12 protein-coding genes, 2 tRNA genes and 1 pseudogene are annotated in these 18,578 nt (G+C 21.6%); all 15 read right to left on the reverse strand.

What is annotated here, in order from left to right:
- Positions 1 to 11: 11 nt before the first annotated feature.
- On the reverse strand, positions 12 to 1,682 hold the full coding sequence (locus GJU05_RS01525) for a DEAD/DEAH box helicase (protein ID WP_208753783.1): 1,671 nt from the start codon (positions 1,680 to 1,682) through the stop codon (positions 12 to 14).
- A 249-nt stretch (positions 1,683 to 1,931) separates the two neighbouring features.
- Entirely contained in the window at positions 1,932 to 4,031 is a 2,100-nt protein-coding gene (pnp, locus tag GJU05_RS01530) for a polyribonucleotide nucleotidyltransferase (RefSeq protein ID WP_208753784.1), read from the reverse strand.
- A 92-nt stretch (positions 4,032 to 4,123) separates the two neighbouring features.
- On the reverse strand, positions 4,124 to 4,393 hold the full coding sequence (rpsO, locus tag GJU05_RS01535) for a 30S ribosomal protein S15 (RefSeq protein ID WP_208753785.1): 270 nt from the start codon (positions 4,391 to 4,393) through the stop codon (positions 4,124 to 4,126).
- Positions 4,394 to 5,182: 789 nt separating this feature from the next.
- Positions 5,183 to 5,539 carry a 30S ribosome-binding factor RbfA gene (rbfA, locus tag GJU05_RS01540; protein WP_208753786.1) on the reverse strand — a complete coding sequence of 119 codons (357 nt, stop codon included), beginning with the start codon at positions 5,537 to 5,539 and terminating at the stop codon, positions 5,183 to 5,185.
- Between the two features lie 52 nt (positions 5,540 to 5,591).
- Positions 5,592 to 7,931, reverse strand: coding sequence for a translation initiation factor IF-2 (gene infB, locus GJU05_RS01545; RefSeq protein WP_208753787.1), 2,340 nt, complete (start codon positions 7,929 to 7,931; stop codon positions 5,592 to 5,594).
- A 27-nt stretch (positions 7,932 to 7,958) separates the two neighbouring features.
- Positions 7,959 to 9,461: a transcription termination factor NusA gene (gene nusA, locus GJU05_RS01550; RefSeq protein WP_208753788.1), complete on the reverse strand. Its 1,503-nt coding sequence runs from the start codon at positions 9,459 to 9,461 to the stop codon at positions 7,959 to 7,961.
- Positions 9,462 to 9,717: 256 nt separating this feature from the next.
- Positions 9,718 to 9,794: transfer RNA gene (locus GJU05_RS01555), tRNA-Met, on the reverse strand.
- Between the two features lie 63 nt (positions 9,795 to 9,857).
- Positions 9,858 to 9,944: transfer RNA gene (locus GJU05_RS01560), tRNA-Leu, on the reverse strand.
- Between the two features lie 14 nt (positions 9,945 to 9,958).
- Positions 9,959 to 10,231 carry a preprotein translocase subunit SecG gene (gene secG, locus GJU05_RS01565; protein ID WP_208753789.1) on the reverse strand — a complete coding sequence of 91 codons (273 nt, stop codon included), beginning with the start codon at positions 10,229 to 10,231 and terminating at the stop codon, positions 9,959 to 9,961.
- Positions 10,232 to 10,484: 253 nt separating this feature from the next.
- Positions 10,485 to 10,763 carry a phosphohexomutase domain-containing protein gene (locus GJU05_RS02315; protein ID WP_208753944.1) on the reverse strand — a complete coding sequence of 93 codons (279 nt, stop codon included), beginning with the start codon at positions 10,761 to 10,763 and terminating at the stop codon, positions 10,485 to 10,487.
- Between the two features lie 119 nt (positions 10,764 to 10,882).
- Entirely contained in the window at positions 10,883 to 11,479 is a 597-nt protein-coding gene (locus GJU05_RS02320) for a phosphohexomutase domain-containing protein (protein WP_425482337.1), read from the reverse strand.
- Positions 11,461 to 11,700 (reverse strand): hypothetical protein, encoded by a 240-nt coding sequence (locus tag GJU05_RS01580; protein WP_208753790.1) that lies wholly within the window; start codon positions 11,698 to 11,700, stop codon positions 11,461 to 11,463. The genes GJU05_RS02320 and GJU05_RS01580 overlap by 19 nt, the downstream gene beginning before the upstream one ends.
- Before the next feature lie 44 nt (positions 11,701 to 11,744).
- Positions 11,745 to 13,547, reverse strand: a pseudogene (ftsH, locus tag GJU05_RS01585) (ATP-dependent zinc metalloprotease FtsH); the annotation flags it as partial.
- 45 nt (positions 13,548 to 13,592) lie between these two features.
- A complete protein-coding gene (locus tag GJU05_RS01590; RefSeq protein WP_208753947.1) occupies positions 13,593 to 14,195 on the reverse strand; it encodes an RlmE family RNA methyltransferase in 603 nt (200 codons plus the stop codon).
- Between the two features lie 177 nt (positions 14,196 to 14,372).
- Positions 14,373 to 18,578 carry a DNA-directed RNA polymerase subunit beta' gene (rpoC, locus tag GJU05_RS01595; protein WP_208753792.1) on the reverse strand — a complete coding sequence of 1,402 codons (4,206 nt, stop codon included), beginning with the start codon at positions 18,576 to 18,578 and terminating at the stop codon, positions 14,373 to 14,375.

The following is an 18,578-nucleotide window of genomic DNA, read 5'->3' on the forward strand; positions in this document are numbered from 1 at the left end:
AAAATATTTTATTATTTAATATATTTTTTTTTAAATTTTGAACGTAATTTTCTTTTATAAAATTTTTTTAAAACTAATTCAAAATTAATACTTTTGTTTAAAATTTTAATATTTTGAGAATATTTTAAAATATTTTTTTTAATTATCGGAGTTAATTCAATAGTAGAATAATTATTAAATAATTTTATATTACCTAAATCATTACTATTTATTTTTAATTCATTAATAATTGCTCCTACAATATGACGTACTTCTACTTTATCTTTTTTACCTATATTAATACGATATATATCCATATATTTTTTTATTTTTTTATTAAATTTTGATTTTCTATTAAATATTTTTTTAGAAATAATAGGATCAGGAGGTAAAATTAAAGGTCTTTTGTTTTGAGATAATTTTAATAAAATTGTAATTAATATTTCTTCATTTATATTATTTTTAATAATTAAATTTGATATAATTTCTTTATATTTAATTAAATCTACATTATTTATATAATTTGATTCTTCTTTTATTTTTTTTATGAGATTTTCTAATCTTTTTTGATATAAAATTTTATTATTAGGTAATAATACTTCATTAATATTACATTTTATTTTATATTCAATATTTTTAAGTAATCTTTTTTCTTTATATTCAATAAATGATAAAGATTTACCTTGTCTCCCAGCTCTACCAGTTCTTCCAATACGATGAATATATGATTCAATATCCATGGGAATATCATAATTTATAACTAAATCAATTCTATTTACATCTAATCCTCTTGCTGCAATATCAGTAGCAATTAAAATATCTAATTTCCCGTTTCTAAATTTTTCTAATGTTTTTTCTCTATTATTTTGATTCATATCTCCATTTAATGCAGCACTATTGTAATTAAATTGTTTTAGTTTATCAGCAATTTCTATTGTAGATGTTTTTGTTTTAACAAAAATTAAAGCTGCAGTAAAATTTTCAGTTTCTAAAAATTTCATTAAAGCATCTATTTTTTTACTATTTATTAACCAATAAGTTTGTTTAATATCTGGGATTGTTTTAATATCACTTTTTATAAAAATTTCATATGGATTAACCATAAATTTTTTAGTTATATGTTTAATTCTTTTTGGCATAGTTGCAGAAAATAATGATGTTTGATGTTTTTTTGGTATTGTAGATAATATTTTTTCTACATCTTCAATAAATCCCATTCTTAACATTTCATCTGCTTCATCTATTACTAAACTAGTTAATTTAAATAAATTAACAGTTTTTCTTTTAACATGATCTAATAAACGTCCTGGAGTAGCGATAATAATTTGAACACCTAATTTTAAACGTTTAAATTGTACTTGATATGATTGTCCTCCATATAATGCTAAAATACTAATTCCTTTTAAATATTTTGCAAATAATGAAGTGGCTTTAGTTACTTGTATTGCTAATTCTCTAGTAGGTGTTAAAATTAATATTTGAGTTTTTTTTATAGATAAATCTAAATTATTTAATAATGGTAGTATAAATGCAGCAGTTTTACCACTACCTGTTTGAGCTATTCCTAATACATCTTTTGATGATAATAAATATGGAATACACTTTTTTTGTATAGGAGATGGTTCTACATATCCTATGTCATTTAATGCTTTTAAAATAAATTTATTTAAACCAAATTTAGTAAAATTAGTAATATTTATCATATAATATATATGCCTATTTAAAATAAATAATTAAAAAATTAATATAAGTAATAATCTAATAATTATTAGATGGGATTATAATAAAAAATATAATTACAAATATTAAAAATTATTTTATATAAATAAAAATTTTACAATTAATTTTCATTAATTAATATTTTACTAAATATTTATATATTAAAAAATATTATTTATAAAAATAATTTATATAATTATTTGTATAACTTTTTTTATAAAAAAAAATAAAAATTAAAATCTCTCAATAGCAGCAGCTTTAATACTTAATCTAATTCTTCCTTGTTTATCAATTTCTATAACTTTAACAAACACATTTTGTAATATTTGTAAATAATCACTTACTTTATTCACATGTTTATTTGTTATTTGAGAAATATGTACTAATCCTTCTTTACCATTTCCTATTGAAATAAAAGCACCAAAATCAACAATACGTACTACTTTACCATTATATATTTTTCCAACAATTATATCTGCTGTAATCTCTTTTATACGTTTAATTGCAAATTTAATTTTTTCATTATTTTTAGCTGCAATTTTGACTATTCCACTATCTTCTATTTCAATAATTGTATCAGTTTCTTCTGTTAAAGCTCTAATAACAGATCCTCCTTTACCTATCATATCTTTAATTTTTTCTGGATTAATTTTTAATGTATGAATTCTTGGTGCAAATTCTGAAATATTTTTTCTAGGGGAAGAAATAGCTTTTTTCATTATTTTTAAAATATGTAATCTAGCTAATTTTGCTTGAAATAAAGCTAATTTTATTATTTTATAATTAATACCTTCTATTTTCATATCCATTTGTAAAGCAGTAATTCCGTTTTTAGTACCTGCTACTTTAAAATCCATATCACCTAAATGATCTTCATCTCCTAAAATATCTGATAATACGATAAAATTATTATTTTCTTTTATTAATCCCATAGCAATACCTGCTACAGCATTATTAATTGGAATTCCAGCATCCATCATGGCTAATGATGCTCCACATACTGAAGCCATAGAAGATGAACCATTAGATTCTGTTATTTCAGATACAATCCTTATTGTATAAGGAAAAATATCTATATTAGGCATAACTGGGATTAAAGATTTTTTAGCTAGATTTCCATGACCAATTTCTCGTCTTTTGGGTGAACTCATCATTCCAACTTCACCTACAGAATAGGGTGGAAAATTATAATGGAATAAAAAATTATCTGTTTTATTATTTAATAAATCATCTAATGTTTGAGCATCTCTATTAGTTCCTAATGTGGCTGTAACTAAAGATTGTGTTTCTCCTCTTGTAAATAATGCTGAACCATGTGTTCTTGGAAGAACACCGATTCGTACATCTAAATTGCGTATCATGTCATGTTCACGACCATCAATTCTTAAATTTTTATTTATAATATTTTTTCGAACTATTTTTTTTTCTAATTCATAAAAAATTTCATTTAAACAATAAATAGAAGTATTTTCATACTCTTTTTCTTTTTTAATTAATTCAATGATTTTGTGTTTTATCGAATCAATTTCATTCATTCTATATTTTTTTTCTTGAATATTATATGCTTTTACTAATTCTTTATAAGATAAAGAATAAATTTTTTCTTTAAGTTTCTCATTTAAAGGATATAAAATCCATGTATGATTTTTTTTTTTTACTTTATTAGATAATTTAATAATATTATTAATTAAAATTTGTTGTTCATTATGTCCATATATTATTGCATTTAAAATTTGATCTTCAGTTAATAAATGAGATTTAGCTTCCACCATTAAAATAGCTTTTTTAGTACTAGTAACAATTAAATCTAATGTACTATTTTTCATTTCTTTAATATTAGGATTTAATACGTATTTATTATCAATATAACCAACACGTGCTGTACCAAATGGCCCGTTAAACGGAATACCAGCTAAATTAAGTACAGTAGACGCACCAATAATAGCAACAATATCTGGATTAATCTCCGGATTTATAGACATCACAGTTGCAATAATTTGAGTTTCATTTAAAAAACCTTTTTTAAATAAAGGTCTTATAGGACGATCAATTAATCTAGAGATTAAAATTTCATTTTCACTAGGACGTCCTTCTCTGCGAAAGAAATTACCAGGAATACGACCAGCAGCATATAACTTTTCTTGGTAATGTACAGATAAAGGAAAAAAATTTTGCTCTAATTTTACTTCATTATCTACAACTAAAGTAACAAAAACAGCAGTATCATCAATACTAACCATGACAGATGATGTTGCTTGTCTGGCTATCATTCCTGTTTCAATGGTTACAGTATTATTACCATAACGAAATCTATGAATAATCGGGCTTAACAAAATAAATATCCTTTAATAAAATTTTTTTATATTAAAAAAAATAAATTAATTTTTAAAATTTCTAATTAATACATATTAATATTAAAATATTTTTATCTTCTTAACCCTAAACTTTCAATTAATATATTATAATCATATAAATTTTTTTTTTTAAAATAATTTAATAATTTTCTACGTTGTGATATCATATTTAAAAGCCCTCTGCGGCTATGATGATCTTTTTTATGAATAACAAAATGTTTTTGTAGATAATTAATTTTAAATGTTAATAAAGCTATTTGTACTTTGGTTGATCCTTTATCTTTATTATGTTTTTCATATTTTTTTATGATTTTTGTTTTTTGTATTGTATTAAAACACATAACTTAACCCCATTAAATTATTAATAAATTAATAATTTACATCTTTTATGTATATATTTATTATTAAATTTAATAAATAATAACAAAATTATATAATTTTTTCAAAAATACAGAATATTTTTAATTTATAATAATAAATATTAATTTTATTTTTTATAACTTATAATAAAAATAAAAAATAAAATTTAGATATATTACTTATTTTATTAAAAAATATTTAATTTATAAATTTTGATATTTTATAATCAGTTTTTTTGATTATTTAATATTTAAAATATATTTATTTATAAAATATAAATATATATATTTTTTTAAAAAAAAAATTTAATTTAAAAAATTTATTTTGTAAAATTATTAAATAATTTTATTTTTTTATAAAAAAATACTCTTTTATATTAATTTAACATATATAAAATAATTTTATTTAATTTTTCTTTTAAAAAAATTCATTATTATTAATAAAATATTTTATAGAGATATTAACATTTTTTCTTTTAATAAGAAAATTATATTTATTTTAGTATTTTTTATATAAATTAATTAAATATTTATAAAATATATTATGCTATCAAAAAAATATTAGTAATAAATTATTACATTTAATAATATTAAATATCTAATGAAATATAATATTTTTATATATATTATTTTTTTTATATTTATAAAATTTAAATATATTAAATAATTCTAATAAATACTTTAAATTTTATAAATTTATTAATAAAATATTTTTTTTATTTTTTATTATTTTTTTAAAATTTTATATTTAAAATTTAATTATGGTTATAATTATCCTTTTTTAATTTTTAAATTATTTAAAATACTACTAATATATTTACCTTTCTTGAAAGAAGAATCTAAAAAAAATTTTATTTTTGGTATTTTACGTAATTTTATTTTTTTTTTAAGAATATATCTAATATATTCTGTAGTTTTATTTAAATAAAAAAATGAATTTTTTTTATTTTGTAATTTTTCTTCTTTATATGATAATATTATAAAAATTTTTGCATATGAAAAATCTTTTGATACTACTATATCAGTAACAGTACTAAATTTATTTATTCTAATATCATTAATATTATTTTGTAATATTTTTGCTATTTGTTTTTTTAATTCATATGCAATACGTTGATTACGATACAATAATAAACTCCCTTATTTATATATATTTTTTATTAAAATATTAAAAAAAATATTATTTTTTTGTAAGTTCAATTTTTTCAAAAATTTCTATTTTATCTCCGATATTAATATCATTGAAATTTTTAATACCTATCCCACATTCCATTCCATTACGTACTTCATTAACACTTTCTTTAAATCTTCTTAAAGAATCTATAATTCCTTTATAAATAATTTTATTATCTCTAATTAATTTAATTAAATTATTACGTTTTATTATTCCAAATGTTACTAGACATCCTGCGATGATACCAATTTTAGGAATTGTAAAAATACTTCTAACTTTTGCTAATCCTAATATTGATTCTTTGTATTCAGGAATTAAAATTTTTTGTATATATTTTTTCATATATTTAATTAAATCATAAATAATAGTAAAAAATATTACTTGTATATTTTCTACTTTTATTATATTTTTTACAGTATTATTTGCTTTAACATTAAAACCAATAATAATTAAATGTTTTTCTGAATTAGCGATTGCCATTGAAATATCTGTTTCAGTAATTTCACCAACACCAGAATAAATAATTTTTATATGTATTTTATCATTAGATAAATTTATTAATGTATTTTTTATAACTTCAATAGAACCTTGTACATCTGTTTTTACTAAAAGATTTATTTCATGAATATTTTTATTATCTAAATTTGAAAATACTTTTTTTAATTTTTTTTGTTTGTTAGCTAATGTTATTTCTCGATATTTATTTTTTCTATATAATGCTATTTCTTTAGCTTGTTTTTCATATTTTACTACTATTAAACTATCTCCAGCATATGGTACTTCTGATAAACCTATAATTTTAATAGGAGTTGAAGGTCCTGCTTGTAAGATATCTAACCCTTTACTATTAATTAATTTTTTTATTTTTCCAAAAGTATAACCACAAAGTACTATATCACCTTTTTTTAAAACTCCTTCTTTAATTATAACACTAGCTATAGGACCTTTACCTTTATCTAAATAAGATTCAATAACAATACCTTTTGCAATACCTTCATTAAAAGATTTTAATTCTAAAATTTCTGCTTGTAATAAAATAGCATTTAATAATTTATTTATGCCTTCTCCAGTTTTAGCAGAAACTTTAATAAATATATTTTCTCCTCCCCATTCTTCCGAAATAATATTATATCTACTTAATTCATTTTTGATTTTTTCAAAATTTGAAATTTTTTTATCAATTTTGTTAATTGCTACAATTATTGATACTTTTGTTTTTTTTGCATGTTTTATAGCTTCTATAGTTTGTGGCATTACTCCATCATCAATTGCAATAACTAATACTATGATATCAGTAATTTGACTACCTCTGTATCTCATAGAAGTAAAAGATTCATGTCCTGGAGTATCAATAAATGTTATTTTCTTGTTATTAAATTTTATTTCATATGTATTTATATATTGAGTAATACCTCCTGATTCTTTTGAAGTTATATTACTTGATAAAATATAATCTAATAATGAAGTTTTACCATGATCTACATGTCCCATAATTGTAACTATTGGGGGTCTTATTACAGGTATTCGATTAATATAATCTTCCTTATTAATTAATAATTTTTCTATATCATTTTCATTTTTTAATATAACTTTATGACCCATTTCTTCTGCTATTAATTGGGCTGTATCTTGATCTAATTTTTGATTAATATTAGAAAATTTTTCTCCCATATTAATCATAATTTTTATTAATTCTGTATTTTTAACAGCCATTTTATTAGATAATTCAGTAATACTAATAGTATCATTAATAATGATATTACGATTAATATTTTTAATTGGTTTACTAAAATTCTGATATAATTTAGAAAATTTTTTTTTATATTTATTATTAATAAATTTTTTTTTATTTTCTTTATTATTTTTATACTTTTTTTTATTATTTAAATTTTTATGAAAAATATCAGTATTTATTTTTTTTTTATAATATTTTTTATTTTTAAATATTTTTTTTTTATTTAATTCTAAATTTTTTTTATAATCTATATTATAAATTTTTTTATCATTATTTTTAATAAATAATTTATTTTTTTTCAATTTTTTTTTTTTTAATAAAATTTGATTATTAATTTTACTAGTTTTTTTTAATAAATTTTTTTTATCTTGAGATAAAATTTTTTTTTTATTATTTAAAATATTATTTATTTTTTTTTTTATATTTAATAACTTTAATTTTTTTATTTTTTTATTTTTTAAATATATTAAAAATTTTTTTTTTTCTTCTTTATTAACTATATCATTTTCTAATTTAGAAATACCTATATCAGAAAAATATTTAATTATATTTTTTATTGAAATTTTCATTTCACTAGCTAATAATTTTATATTTATAACAGCATCTATCATGCTGTTTACTCCTCTTATCAAAATTAATTACGGATTATTTTTTTTATTAAACCAACAAAAATTACGTGCAGACATAATTATTTCACCTGCTTTTATTTGATCTAGATTATCTATATCAGATATATCTTCAATACTTTGTTCAGCTAATTTTTCAATTGTTGAAATACCTTTCTTTATTAAATATTCAGATAACTGATTATTAATTCCTTTTAATTTTAAAAATTTTTTTTTTAATTGATTATTAATATTTTTTTTCTTAGTTAAATAAAAATTAATATTAATATTTTCTACTAATTTTTTTATTTTTTTCAAATCATTAATTTTTAAACTAAAAGAATTAATTATTTTATATAATTTTTTACTTGGGGTTGATATTAATTCTTTAAAAGAAGAAATATTTCCATCTTCAATTATTTTTTTTGATAGTTCATAATTAATATTTAAGTGTTTCATAAACATATTTATAATATTATTTTTTTCTTTTTTATATTTATGATATAAATCATGTTTAGTCATTACATTTAATTCCCAACCAATTAATTGTGATGCTAAACGAATATTTTGTCCATTTCTTCCAATAGCTTGTGCTAAATTATTTTCTTCTACAATTATATCTATAATATGAATTTTTTCATTTATAATTATTGATGATATATCAGCTGGGGACATAGCATTAATAACAAATTTTTCAGTATTATCATCCCATGAGATAATATCAATACGTTCTCCATTTAATTCATTAGATATTGCTTGTACTCTAGCACCTCTCATCCCAACACAAGCACCAACTGGATCGATCCTTTTATCATTTGTTTTCACAGCAATTTTTGCTCTAGATCCTGGATCTCGTGCAGTTGCTTTAATTTCAATTAATCCCTCTCCTATTTCGGGTACTTCAATATGAAATAATTCAGTTATCATTTGTATTCTAGATCTACTTAGAAATAATTGTGTTTCTTTTATATCTTCTTTAATGTAAAATAATACACCTCTTATTCTATCTCCTAGTCTAAAATTTTCTCTAGGTAACATATCAGAACGTAAAATAACAGCATTTACACCATGACCTAAATCTAAATTTAGGTGTCCTCTATTTACTTTTTTTACTATACCACTTAAAATTTTTCCTTCTTGTTTTTTAAATTGAGCTATAGTAATAGCTTTTTCTGCTTCTCTAACTTTATGAACAATAACTTGTTTAGCAGTTTGTGTAGTTATGCGATCAAAATTAATAGATTTTATTTGATCATAAATATAATCTCCTAAATTAAGACTATTATCTTCAATACGAGCTGCATCTAATGTAATTTCTTTAGTAGGAAAATGTACTTTTTTAACAATTAACCATCTTCTGAAAGTATTAAAATTACCATTTTTACGATCAATATTTACTAATACTTCTATATCTTGTTCATATTTTTTTTTTGTAGCACTAGCTAAAGCACTTTCCATAGCTTCAAATATTTTTTCACGAGGTAAAGATTTTTCATTAGAAACTGCTTCAATAACAGCTAACATTTCTTTATTCATCCTAGTTATCCTCAAATATTTAATTCTTAAAATTAGAAAACTAGATAATATTAAAATATTAATATAAATATTGTAAAATAAATTTTTTTTAAAAAAATTTATTTTAAATAAATATAAAAATAATTATTTTAATAAAATTAATTTATCAATATTTTGATTTAATTTATAAATATATAAAAAAATATTTTAGATATTAAAGTCAGATTAATTTATTTTTATATAAAATATAATTTAGGATTAAATACAATGTGGTATTTGGTTGCGGGAGTTGGATTTGAACCAACGACCTTCGGGTTATGAGCCCGACGAGCTACCAAACTGCTCCACCCCGCGTCTACTTTAATGATAATATATAATATGCTAAAAAAATAAATAATGCAAGTATAATTTTGATAATACCGAAGACGGGATTTGAACCCGTAAACCCAAAAATAGGGCACTACCACCTCAAGGTAGCGTGTTTACCAATTTCACCACCTCGGTAAATTTTATTATACCTAAACTTTATTTTTTAAAATATTATGAAATTTAATATTTTTCATATATTTTTTTACATTAATATTACTTAATAATAAACTAATTATAAAAAATAAAGATGCAAGCAGAATAATACTTTTAGTTAAAATTTTATTAGACATATTTGTATTAAAAGGTGATTGTGTATTACTTGATGAAGCACTAATGTCTATATCATCATTATTTTGAAACATAATAATACTAATTAAAAAAAATGAAACAATAATAAATAAAATTAATAATAATTTATACATGAAAGCTAATAAAACATCTTTTTAATTATTAATTATTTTAATTATATATTAATTAATAATAATTGCAATATAATTTTAAATTTTATAAAAAAAATTATTTTTTATATATTTTTTTATTTTATGAGCTATTATATTAATTTTATTTTTATTTTTTTCTTAAATTAAAATTCTAATTAAAGGTTAAGTACCTAATTTTCTTAAAAAAAAATTTTCATTTTTATTTAAATTATTTTTTAATTTTTTTAAAAAAACATTATTTTTTTTTTTTTAAAAAATTATTTTTTTTTAAAAGAAAATTAATAATTTTTTGAGTAAATAAATACATTTTATAATGTAAATTATACAAATTTTTATTTGTATTTATTATAATATTTATTATTTCTATACTCGCTAGAATTATATCTCCAGTTGTATTTTTATTTAATAAAATTATATATCCTGAAAATTCAGCACTAAACTTCCATTGTTGTTTTATTAATATAGTATAAATAAATTTATCTCCAATATTAGTACATATAAATGAAATATCTATATTTTTTAATGATAGTTATAAACCTAAATTACTAATTTCAGTACCAACAACAAATATCTTCTTTTAATAAATTTTTATTATCTTTTAAATAATATTTAACAATTATATAGATTAATTAATCACAATTTACTATATTTTCCTAAATAATCTAACATAATTAATTTATCACCATCACCGTCATAAGAAATTACTAAATCTAATTTATATTTGATAATTTTTTTTTTCAAAATTTTTAAATCAGTAGCACCACATTTATCATTTATATTAATTACATTTGGATTAATTTCTAAAAATATAATTGAATTATTAAATTTTTTAAAAATTTTAGGAACTATATTAAAAATTGCTCTATTTACACAATTTATAATAATTTTTAATATATTTAAAGAATTTGGTAAATATTGTGTACAATATTTAATATATTTTTTTTCAGTTTTATAAAAAATATAAAAATTATTTTTTTTAGATATTAAAAATTGTGATATTGAAAAAATATTACTTATTTTATCTGCTATAATTTTTTCTATCTGATTGTTAATTTTAATACTATTAATAAATATTTTAAAACCATTATAATAAAAAGGATTATGTGATAATGATATGATAATTCCTAAATGTATTTTAGATATTTTTATTAAATAAGCTAATACAATAGTAGGTATTTTACCTAAAATAATTGGATTTAAACCAGAAATATTTAAACAACCTTGTGAGATATAATATTAGTTATCATATTTCTTGAAATTTTTATATATTGAATAATAATATTATGATATTTCTTTTTTAAAAATATTTTTCCAATAACTATAACTAACTTAATAATAAAATTATAAGTTATTGGAAATTTACTTAAAGTACCTCTAATTACATCTGTTCCAAAATATTTATGATATTTAATATTTATGATGTACTTTTTTCTTTTTTTATAAAAAATCATAAAATTATTTATTTTTTTAAAATTTCTTCTTTTTTTTCATAATCAGGCGGTCTAACTTCTTTTCTAGCCATTAAATCATCAATTTGTATTGAACTAATTGTTTCATATTTAATAAGTGTATTTTTCATTTCATGTAAAATATCAATATTATCTTTTAAAATTTTAAATGCTCTATTATAATTTTCTTCTATTAAATATTTTACTTCCTGATCAATAATTTTAGCTGTTTCATCAGACATATGTTTAGCTTTAGCAACTGATCTTCCTAGAAAAATTTCTCCTTCTTCTTCTGTATATAATAAAGGTCCTAACTTTTTAGAAAAACCCCATTGTGTAACCATATTTCTTGCAATATTAGTAGCTACTTTAATATCATTAGATGATCCTGTTGATACATATTTTTCTCCATAAATTATTTCCTCAGCAATTCTACCTCCATATAAAGTAGATATTTTACTTTCTAATTTTTGTCTACTCATACTAATAATATCAATTTCAGGTAAAAAAAATGTTACTCCTAATGCTCTTCCTCTTGGAATAATTGTTACTTTATGTACTGGATCATGATCTGGAACTAATCTACCTATAATAGCATGACCTGCTTCATGATAAGCTGTTGCTTCTTTTTGTTTTTCAGTCATTACTAAAGAACGTCTTTCTGCACCCATCATAATTTTATCTTTTGCTTTTTCTAATTCTAACATAGAAACATAATTATAATTATGACGTGCTGCTAATAAAGCGGCTTCATTTATTAAGTTAGCTAAATCAGCTCCTGAAAAACCAGGAGTACCTCTAGCTAAAATTTTTAAATCAACTTCTTTTGAAATAGGTACATTTTTTATATGTATTTTTAATACCTGTTCTCTACCTCTTATATCTGGTAACCCAACAATAACTTGTCGATCAAAACGTCCAGGTCTTAAAAGAGCGGGATCTAATACATCAGGACGATTAGTTGCAGCAATTACAATAATACTTTCATTATTATTAAATCCATCCATTTCTACTAACATTTGATTTAATGTTTGTTCTCTTTCATCATGCCCCCCACCTAATCCTGCTCCTCTTTGTCTTCCTACAGCATCTATTTCATCAATAAAAATAATACATGGAGCTAATTTTTTAGCTTTATTAAACATATCTCTTACTCTTGAGGCACCTACACCTACAAACATTTCTACAAAATCAGAACCTGAAATAATAAAAAATGGTACTTTAGCTTCTCCAGCAATAGCTTTTGCTAATAAAGTTTTTCCTGTTCCAGGAGGGCCTACCATTAAAATACCTTTAGGAATTTTTCCTCCTAATTTTTGAAACTTTTTAGGTTCTTTTAAATAATCTACTAATTCTCTAACTTCTTCTTTCGCTTCATCACATCCTGCAACATCATTAAATGTAATTTTTATTTGATCTGCTGTAAGCATTTGTGCTTTACTTTTACCAAAAGATAAAGCTCCTTTACTACTATTTTGTAATTGACGAATAAAAAAAATCCATATTCCAATTAATAAAAACATTGGAAACCATGAAATAAAAATAGATAATAATATGCTAGGTTTTTGTAGAGGTTCTCCTAAAATTTTAATTTTTTTTAAAAATAGTATTTTTAGTAAATTTGGATCATGCATTGGTAAATAAGTAATATAATTACTATTATTTTTTCTAAATACACGAATTCTTCTACCATTAATACTTGTTTTAACAATTTTATTTTGATTAATTTCAGATAGAAAAGTTGAATATGAAATTTGTTTTTTTTTATTAAATTTATTTAGATTAAAACTCTGGAAAACAGATATTAATATGACTGTAATTGCTAACCAGAGAATTAGATTTTTTGCCATATCTTTCAAAAAGTAACCCCTTGTAACTTTATAGTATATTTTATATTAATTTTTATATCTTTTTGCAACAATATAAATTTCATTTGATTGAGATCTTGAAGCATTAGGTTTTCTAATTTTAACTATTTCAAATATAGAACTAATTTTTTTATAAAATTGTGTTAATCCTTTACCTTGAAAAGTTTTTACTAGAAAAATTCCATTGTGTCTTAATTTAGAATAGCATAATTTTAATGTTAATTCATTCAAATAAATAATCCGAGGTATATCTATTTCTTTAATACCAGAAATATTTGGAGACATATCGGACATTATCATATGAACTTTTATTTTATTAAGTTTTTTTATAATTTTATTAAAAAATATAGGATTACATATATTACCTTTGTAAAAATTAACGTTTTGAATATAATCCATTGGTAATATATCACATGCTATAATTCTTCCTTTATTACCAATTTTTAATGATGCAAAACTAGACCATCCTCCAGGAGAGGATCCTAAATCAATTATTATCATATTTTTTTTAAAAATTTTATCTATTTTTTCTATTTCTGCTAATTTAAACCAAGATCTTGATCTATATCTATTAATATTTTTTTGAACTTTTTTTATATAAAAATCTTTAAAATTATTTTTTAACCATATTTTAGATTTTTTTTTTTTTTATAATTCATAAAATTATTTATTAAATAAATAACAATTTATTTTAATAGTAAAAATACTATGTTTAAATATATCAAAAAAAGATATTAAAAAAAAGTTTAATATATTTTATTTATATAAATAAATAAAAAATATAAAAATTTTTAAAATATATATTTTTTAATTAGCATTTAATAATTCAGTTAAATTAGCAGCAGCAGAATCTGCTGAAGAAATATTATTATTTTTTTTATCAATCTTTTTTTTATTAATACGATTTGTATGATAAGAATATCCAGTTCCTGCAGGGATTAATCTACCTACAATTACATTTTCTTTTAATCCTTTTAATTCATCACTTTTCCCTGCAACAGAAGATTCTGTTAAAACTCTGGTTGTTTCTTGAAAAGAAGCCGCTGAAATAAAAGAAGAAGTTGCTAAAGATGCTTTAGTAATTCCTAATAGATCACGATTATATCGTGCAATATTTTTCCCCTGATCATTTAATTTTTTATTCTCTCTATCAATTATAGAAACTTCTAATTGCTCTCCCTCTAAAAAATTAGAATCTCCCATTTTAGTTATAGTAGCTTTACGTAACATTTGACGTATAATAACTTCTATATGTTTATCATTAATTTTTACTCCTTGTAATCGGTAAACATCTTGTACTTCATTAATTATATAATTAGTAACAGCATTTACCCCTCTTAATCTTAAGATATCATGTGGAGATTCCGGCCCATCTGAAATAATATCACCTTTATTAATTAGTTCTCCTTCAAAAATATTTAATTGTCTCCATTTTGGAATCATTTCTTCATATGGATCTATATCTAAATTAATAGGAGTAATGATTATTCTTCTTTTTCCTTTTGTTTCTTTTCCAAAAGAGATAATACCACTAATTTCTGCTAATATAGCAGCATCTTTAGGCTTACGTGCTTCGAATAAATCTGCTACTCTTGGAAGTCCTCCAGTAATATCTTTAGTACCTCCTGATTCTTGTGGTACTTTTGCTAAAATATCTCCTATACTAATCATACTTTCATCTTTTAAATGAATAATAGATTTATTAGGTAGAAAATAATGTGCTGGCATATCTGTACCAGGTATAATTATATCTTCATTATTTTCATTTAAAATTTTAATCATAGGTCTAAAATCTCGACCTATAGAAGGTCTTTCCGAGGTATCTAAGACAACAAAAGATACTAATCCTGTTAAATCATCTGTTTGTTTTATAACTGTTTGTCCTTCTAACATATCAACAAATTTTATTTTCCCACTAACTTCAGTAATAATTGGCATAGAATGAGGATCCCAGTAAGACACTATTTCTCCAGCAATAATATTAGATCCATTTTTTTTTGTTATAATAGCTCCATATGGTATTTTATAACTTTCTATAATTTTATTTAAATTATCAACTACTTTTAATTCAGCATTTCTTGAAATAACTACTAATTTATTAGTATTATTTATAACTGATTTTGTATTTACTAATTTAATAATTCCATTATCTTTTACTTGTATACTAGATTCTGCTGCAGATCTTGAAGCAGCTCCTCCAATATGAAAAGTTCTCATGGTTAATTGAGTACCAGGTTCCCCTATAGATTGAGCTGCAATAACACCTATAGCTTCTCCTTTATTTATAATATGTCCTCTAGCTAAATCACGACCATAACAATATGCACAAACACCAAAAGAAGTTTCACAACTAACAACAGACCTTACTTTAATATTATCAATGGCGTATTGTTCTAATATATTACAATATTTTTCATTTAATAAAGTATTTTTATAAATTAGAACTGTTTTCCCGTCTGTTTTTAAAACATCTTCAGCTGTAACTCTACCTAAAACTCTTTCTCGTAATGATTCTTTTATATCTCTTCCTGTTATAATTGAAGAAATTCTTATTCCCCCTAAAGTAGAACAATCATCTTCAGTTATAACTAAATCTTGTGCTACATCTACTAATCTTCTAGTTAAATATCCAGAATTAGCTGTTTTTAGAGCAGTATCAGCTAATCCTTTTCTAGCACCATGAGTAGAAATAAAATATTGTAAAACATTTAAACCTTCTCTAAAATTAGCAATAATTGGAGTTTCAATAATAGAACCATCTGGTTTCGCCATTAATCCTCTCATTCCAGCTAACTGTCTAATTTGTGCTGCAGAACCTCTAGCTCCAGAATCTGCCATCATAAAAATATTATTAAAAGAACTTTGTTTAACTATATATCCTTTTTGATTAGTTATATTATCAACTGATAAATTTTTCATCATAGCTTTAGCTACTTTTTCATTAGCAGAAGCCCAAATATCAATAACTTTATTATATCTTTCTCCTGCAGTAACAAGACCTGATTGAAATTGTTCTTGAATTTCATTAACTTCTAATTTTGCTTCATTAATAATTTCAGTTTTATTTTTAGGTATAATAATATCATCTATACCAACAGATGTTCCTGATTTTGTTGCATAATGAAATCCAGTATACATAATTTGATCCGCAAAAATAACTGTAGATTTTAATCCTAAAATTCTATAACATATATTAAGAATATTAGAAATATCTTTTTTACCTAGAGTTTTGTTTATCAGATAATATGGAATTCCCTTTGGGACTTGATTCCAAAAAATAGCTCTGCCAATTGTAGTATTAACAATAATAATATTTTTGATCCATTTATTTGTTAATAAATTTTTTGTATATTCTTTAATTCTAACTTTAACATGAGCATGTAAATCTACCTGTCCTACATTATAAGCACGTTCTGCTTCTTTAGGACCTGTTAATATCATTCCCGCTCCATAAGCATTAATTTTATCTTTAGTCATATAATATATACCTAAAACTACATCTTGTGATGGCACAATAATTGGTTCTCCATTTGCTGGAGATAAAATATTATTAGTAGACATCATTAAAATTCTTGCTTCTAATTGAGCTTCCAATGTTAGAGGAATATGAACAGCCATTTGATCTCCATCAAAATCAGCATTATAAGCTGCACATACTAAAGGATGTAATTGTATTGCTTTTCCTTCAACTAAAATAGGTTCAAAAGCTTGTATACCTAATCTATGTAAAGTAGGTGCTCTATTTAATAATATAGGATGTTCTTTAATTACCTCATCAAGTATATCCCATACTATTGATTCTTCTTTTTCCACCATTTTTTTTGCAGCTTTAATAGTTGTTGCAAATCCCTTAATTTCTAGTTTACCATATATAAATGGTTTAAATAGTTCTAATGCCATTTTCTTAGGTAAACCACATTGGTGTAACCGTAAATAAGGTCCTACCGTAATAACAGATCTTCCTGAATAATCAACCCTTTTTCCTAATAAATTTTGTCGAAATCTTCCTTGTTTACCTTTAATCATATCAGCTAGTGATTTTAAAGGTCGTTTATTAGAACCAGTAATAGCTTTTCCTCTTCTTCCATTATCTAATAACGCATCAACAGCTTCTTGTAACATTCTTTTTTCATTTTTTACTATAATATCAGGTGCAGATAATTCTAATAAACGTTTTAATCTATTATTACGATTAATAACTCTACGATATAAATCATTTAAATCTGATGTTGCAAATCTACCCCCATCTAAAGGTACTAAAGGTCTTAAATCAGGTGGTAAAACAGGTAATATATTCATTATCATCCATTCTGGTTTATTACCAGAATATATAAAAGATTCTAATAATTTTATTCTTTTAGCTATTTTTTTTCTTTTAGTTTCTGAATTTGTATTATTTAATTCATTACGTAATATTTTACATTCTTGTTTTAAATTAATATTTTTTAATAAATATTGTATAGCTTCAGCACCTATTTTAGCTTCAAATTCATCTCCAAATTCTTCTAATAAATCCATATATTGTTCTTCAGATAAAATTTGTTTTTTTTCTAATCTAGAAATACCTTCTTTTACAACTACATATGATTCAAAATATAAAATTTTCTCTATATCTCTTAAAGGCATATTTAATAATAAGCCTATTCTAGAAGGTAAAGATTTTAAAAACCATATATGAGCTATTGGTGAAGCAAGTTCAATATGTCCCATCCTATCTCTTCTAACTTTAGTTTGTGTAACTTCAACACCGCATTTTTCACAAATAACACCTCGATGTTTTAAACGTTTATATTTGCCACATAAACATTCATAATCTTTAATAGGACCAAAAATACGAGCACAAAATAAACCATCTCTTTCTGGTTTAAAAGTACGATAATTAATTGTTTCAGGTTTTTTTACTTCTCCAAAAGACCAGGATTTTATCATATCAGAAGAAGCTAGAGAAAGTTTTATTGTATCAAATTCTTCTATTTTTTTTTGTGATTTTAAAAAATTAAATAAATCTTTCAC

Source organism: Enterobacteriaceae endosymbiont of Donacia fulgens, from assembly GCF_012567545.1.
Classification (GTDB): domain Bacteria; phylum Pseudomonadota; class Gammaproteobacteria; order Enterobacterales; family Enterobacteriaceae.

Excerpts from the sequence above, each read along its gene's own strand:
- GJU05_RS01525 (WP_208753783.1), bottom strand. The coding sequence starts at position 1,682 with ATGATAAATATTACTAATTTTACTAAATTTGGTTTAAATAAATTTATT.
- rpsO (WP_208753785.1), bottom strand. The coding sequence starts at position 4,393 with ATGTGTTTTAATACAATACAAAAAACAAAAATCATAAAAAAATATGAA.
- infB (WP_208753787.1), bottom strand. The coding sequence starts at position 7,931 with ATGATAGATGCTGTTATAAATATAAAATTATTAGCTAGTGAAATGAAA.
- nusA (WP_208753788.1), bottom strand. The coding sequence starts at position 9,461 with ATGAATAAAGAAATGTTAGCTGTTATTGAAGCAGTTTCTAATGAAAAA.
- secG (WP_208753789.1), bottom strand. The coding sequence starts at position 10,231 with ATGTATAAATTATTATTAATTTTATTTATTATTGTTTCATTTTTTTTA.
- GJU05_RS01580 (WP_208753790.1), bottom strand. The coding sequence starts at position 11,700 with ATGATTTTTTATAAAAAAAGAAAAAAGTACATCATAAATATTAAATAT.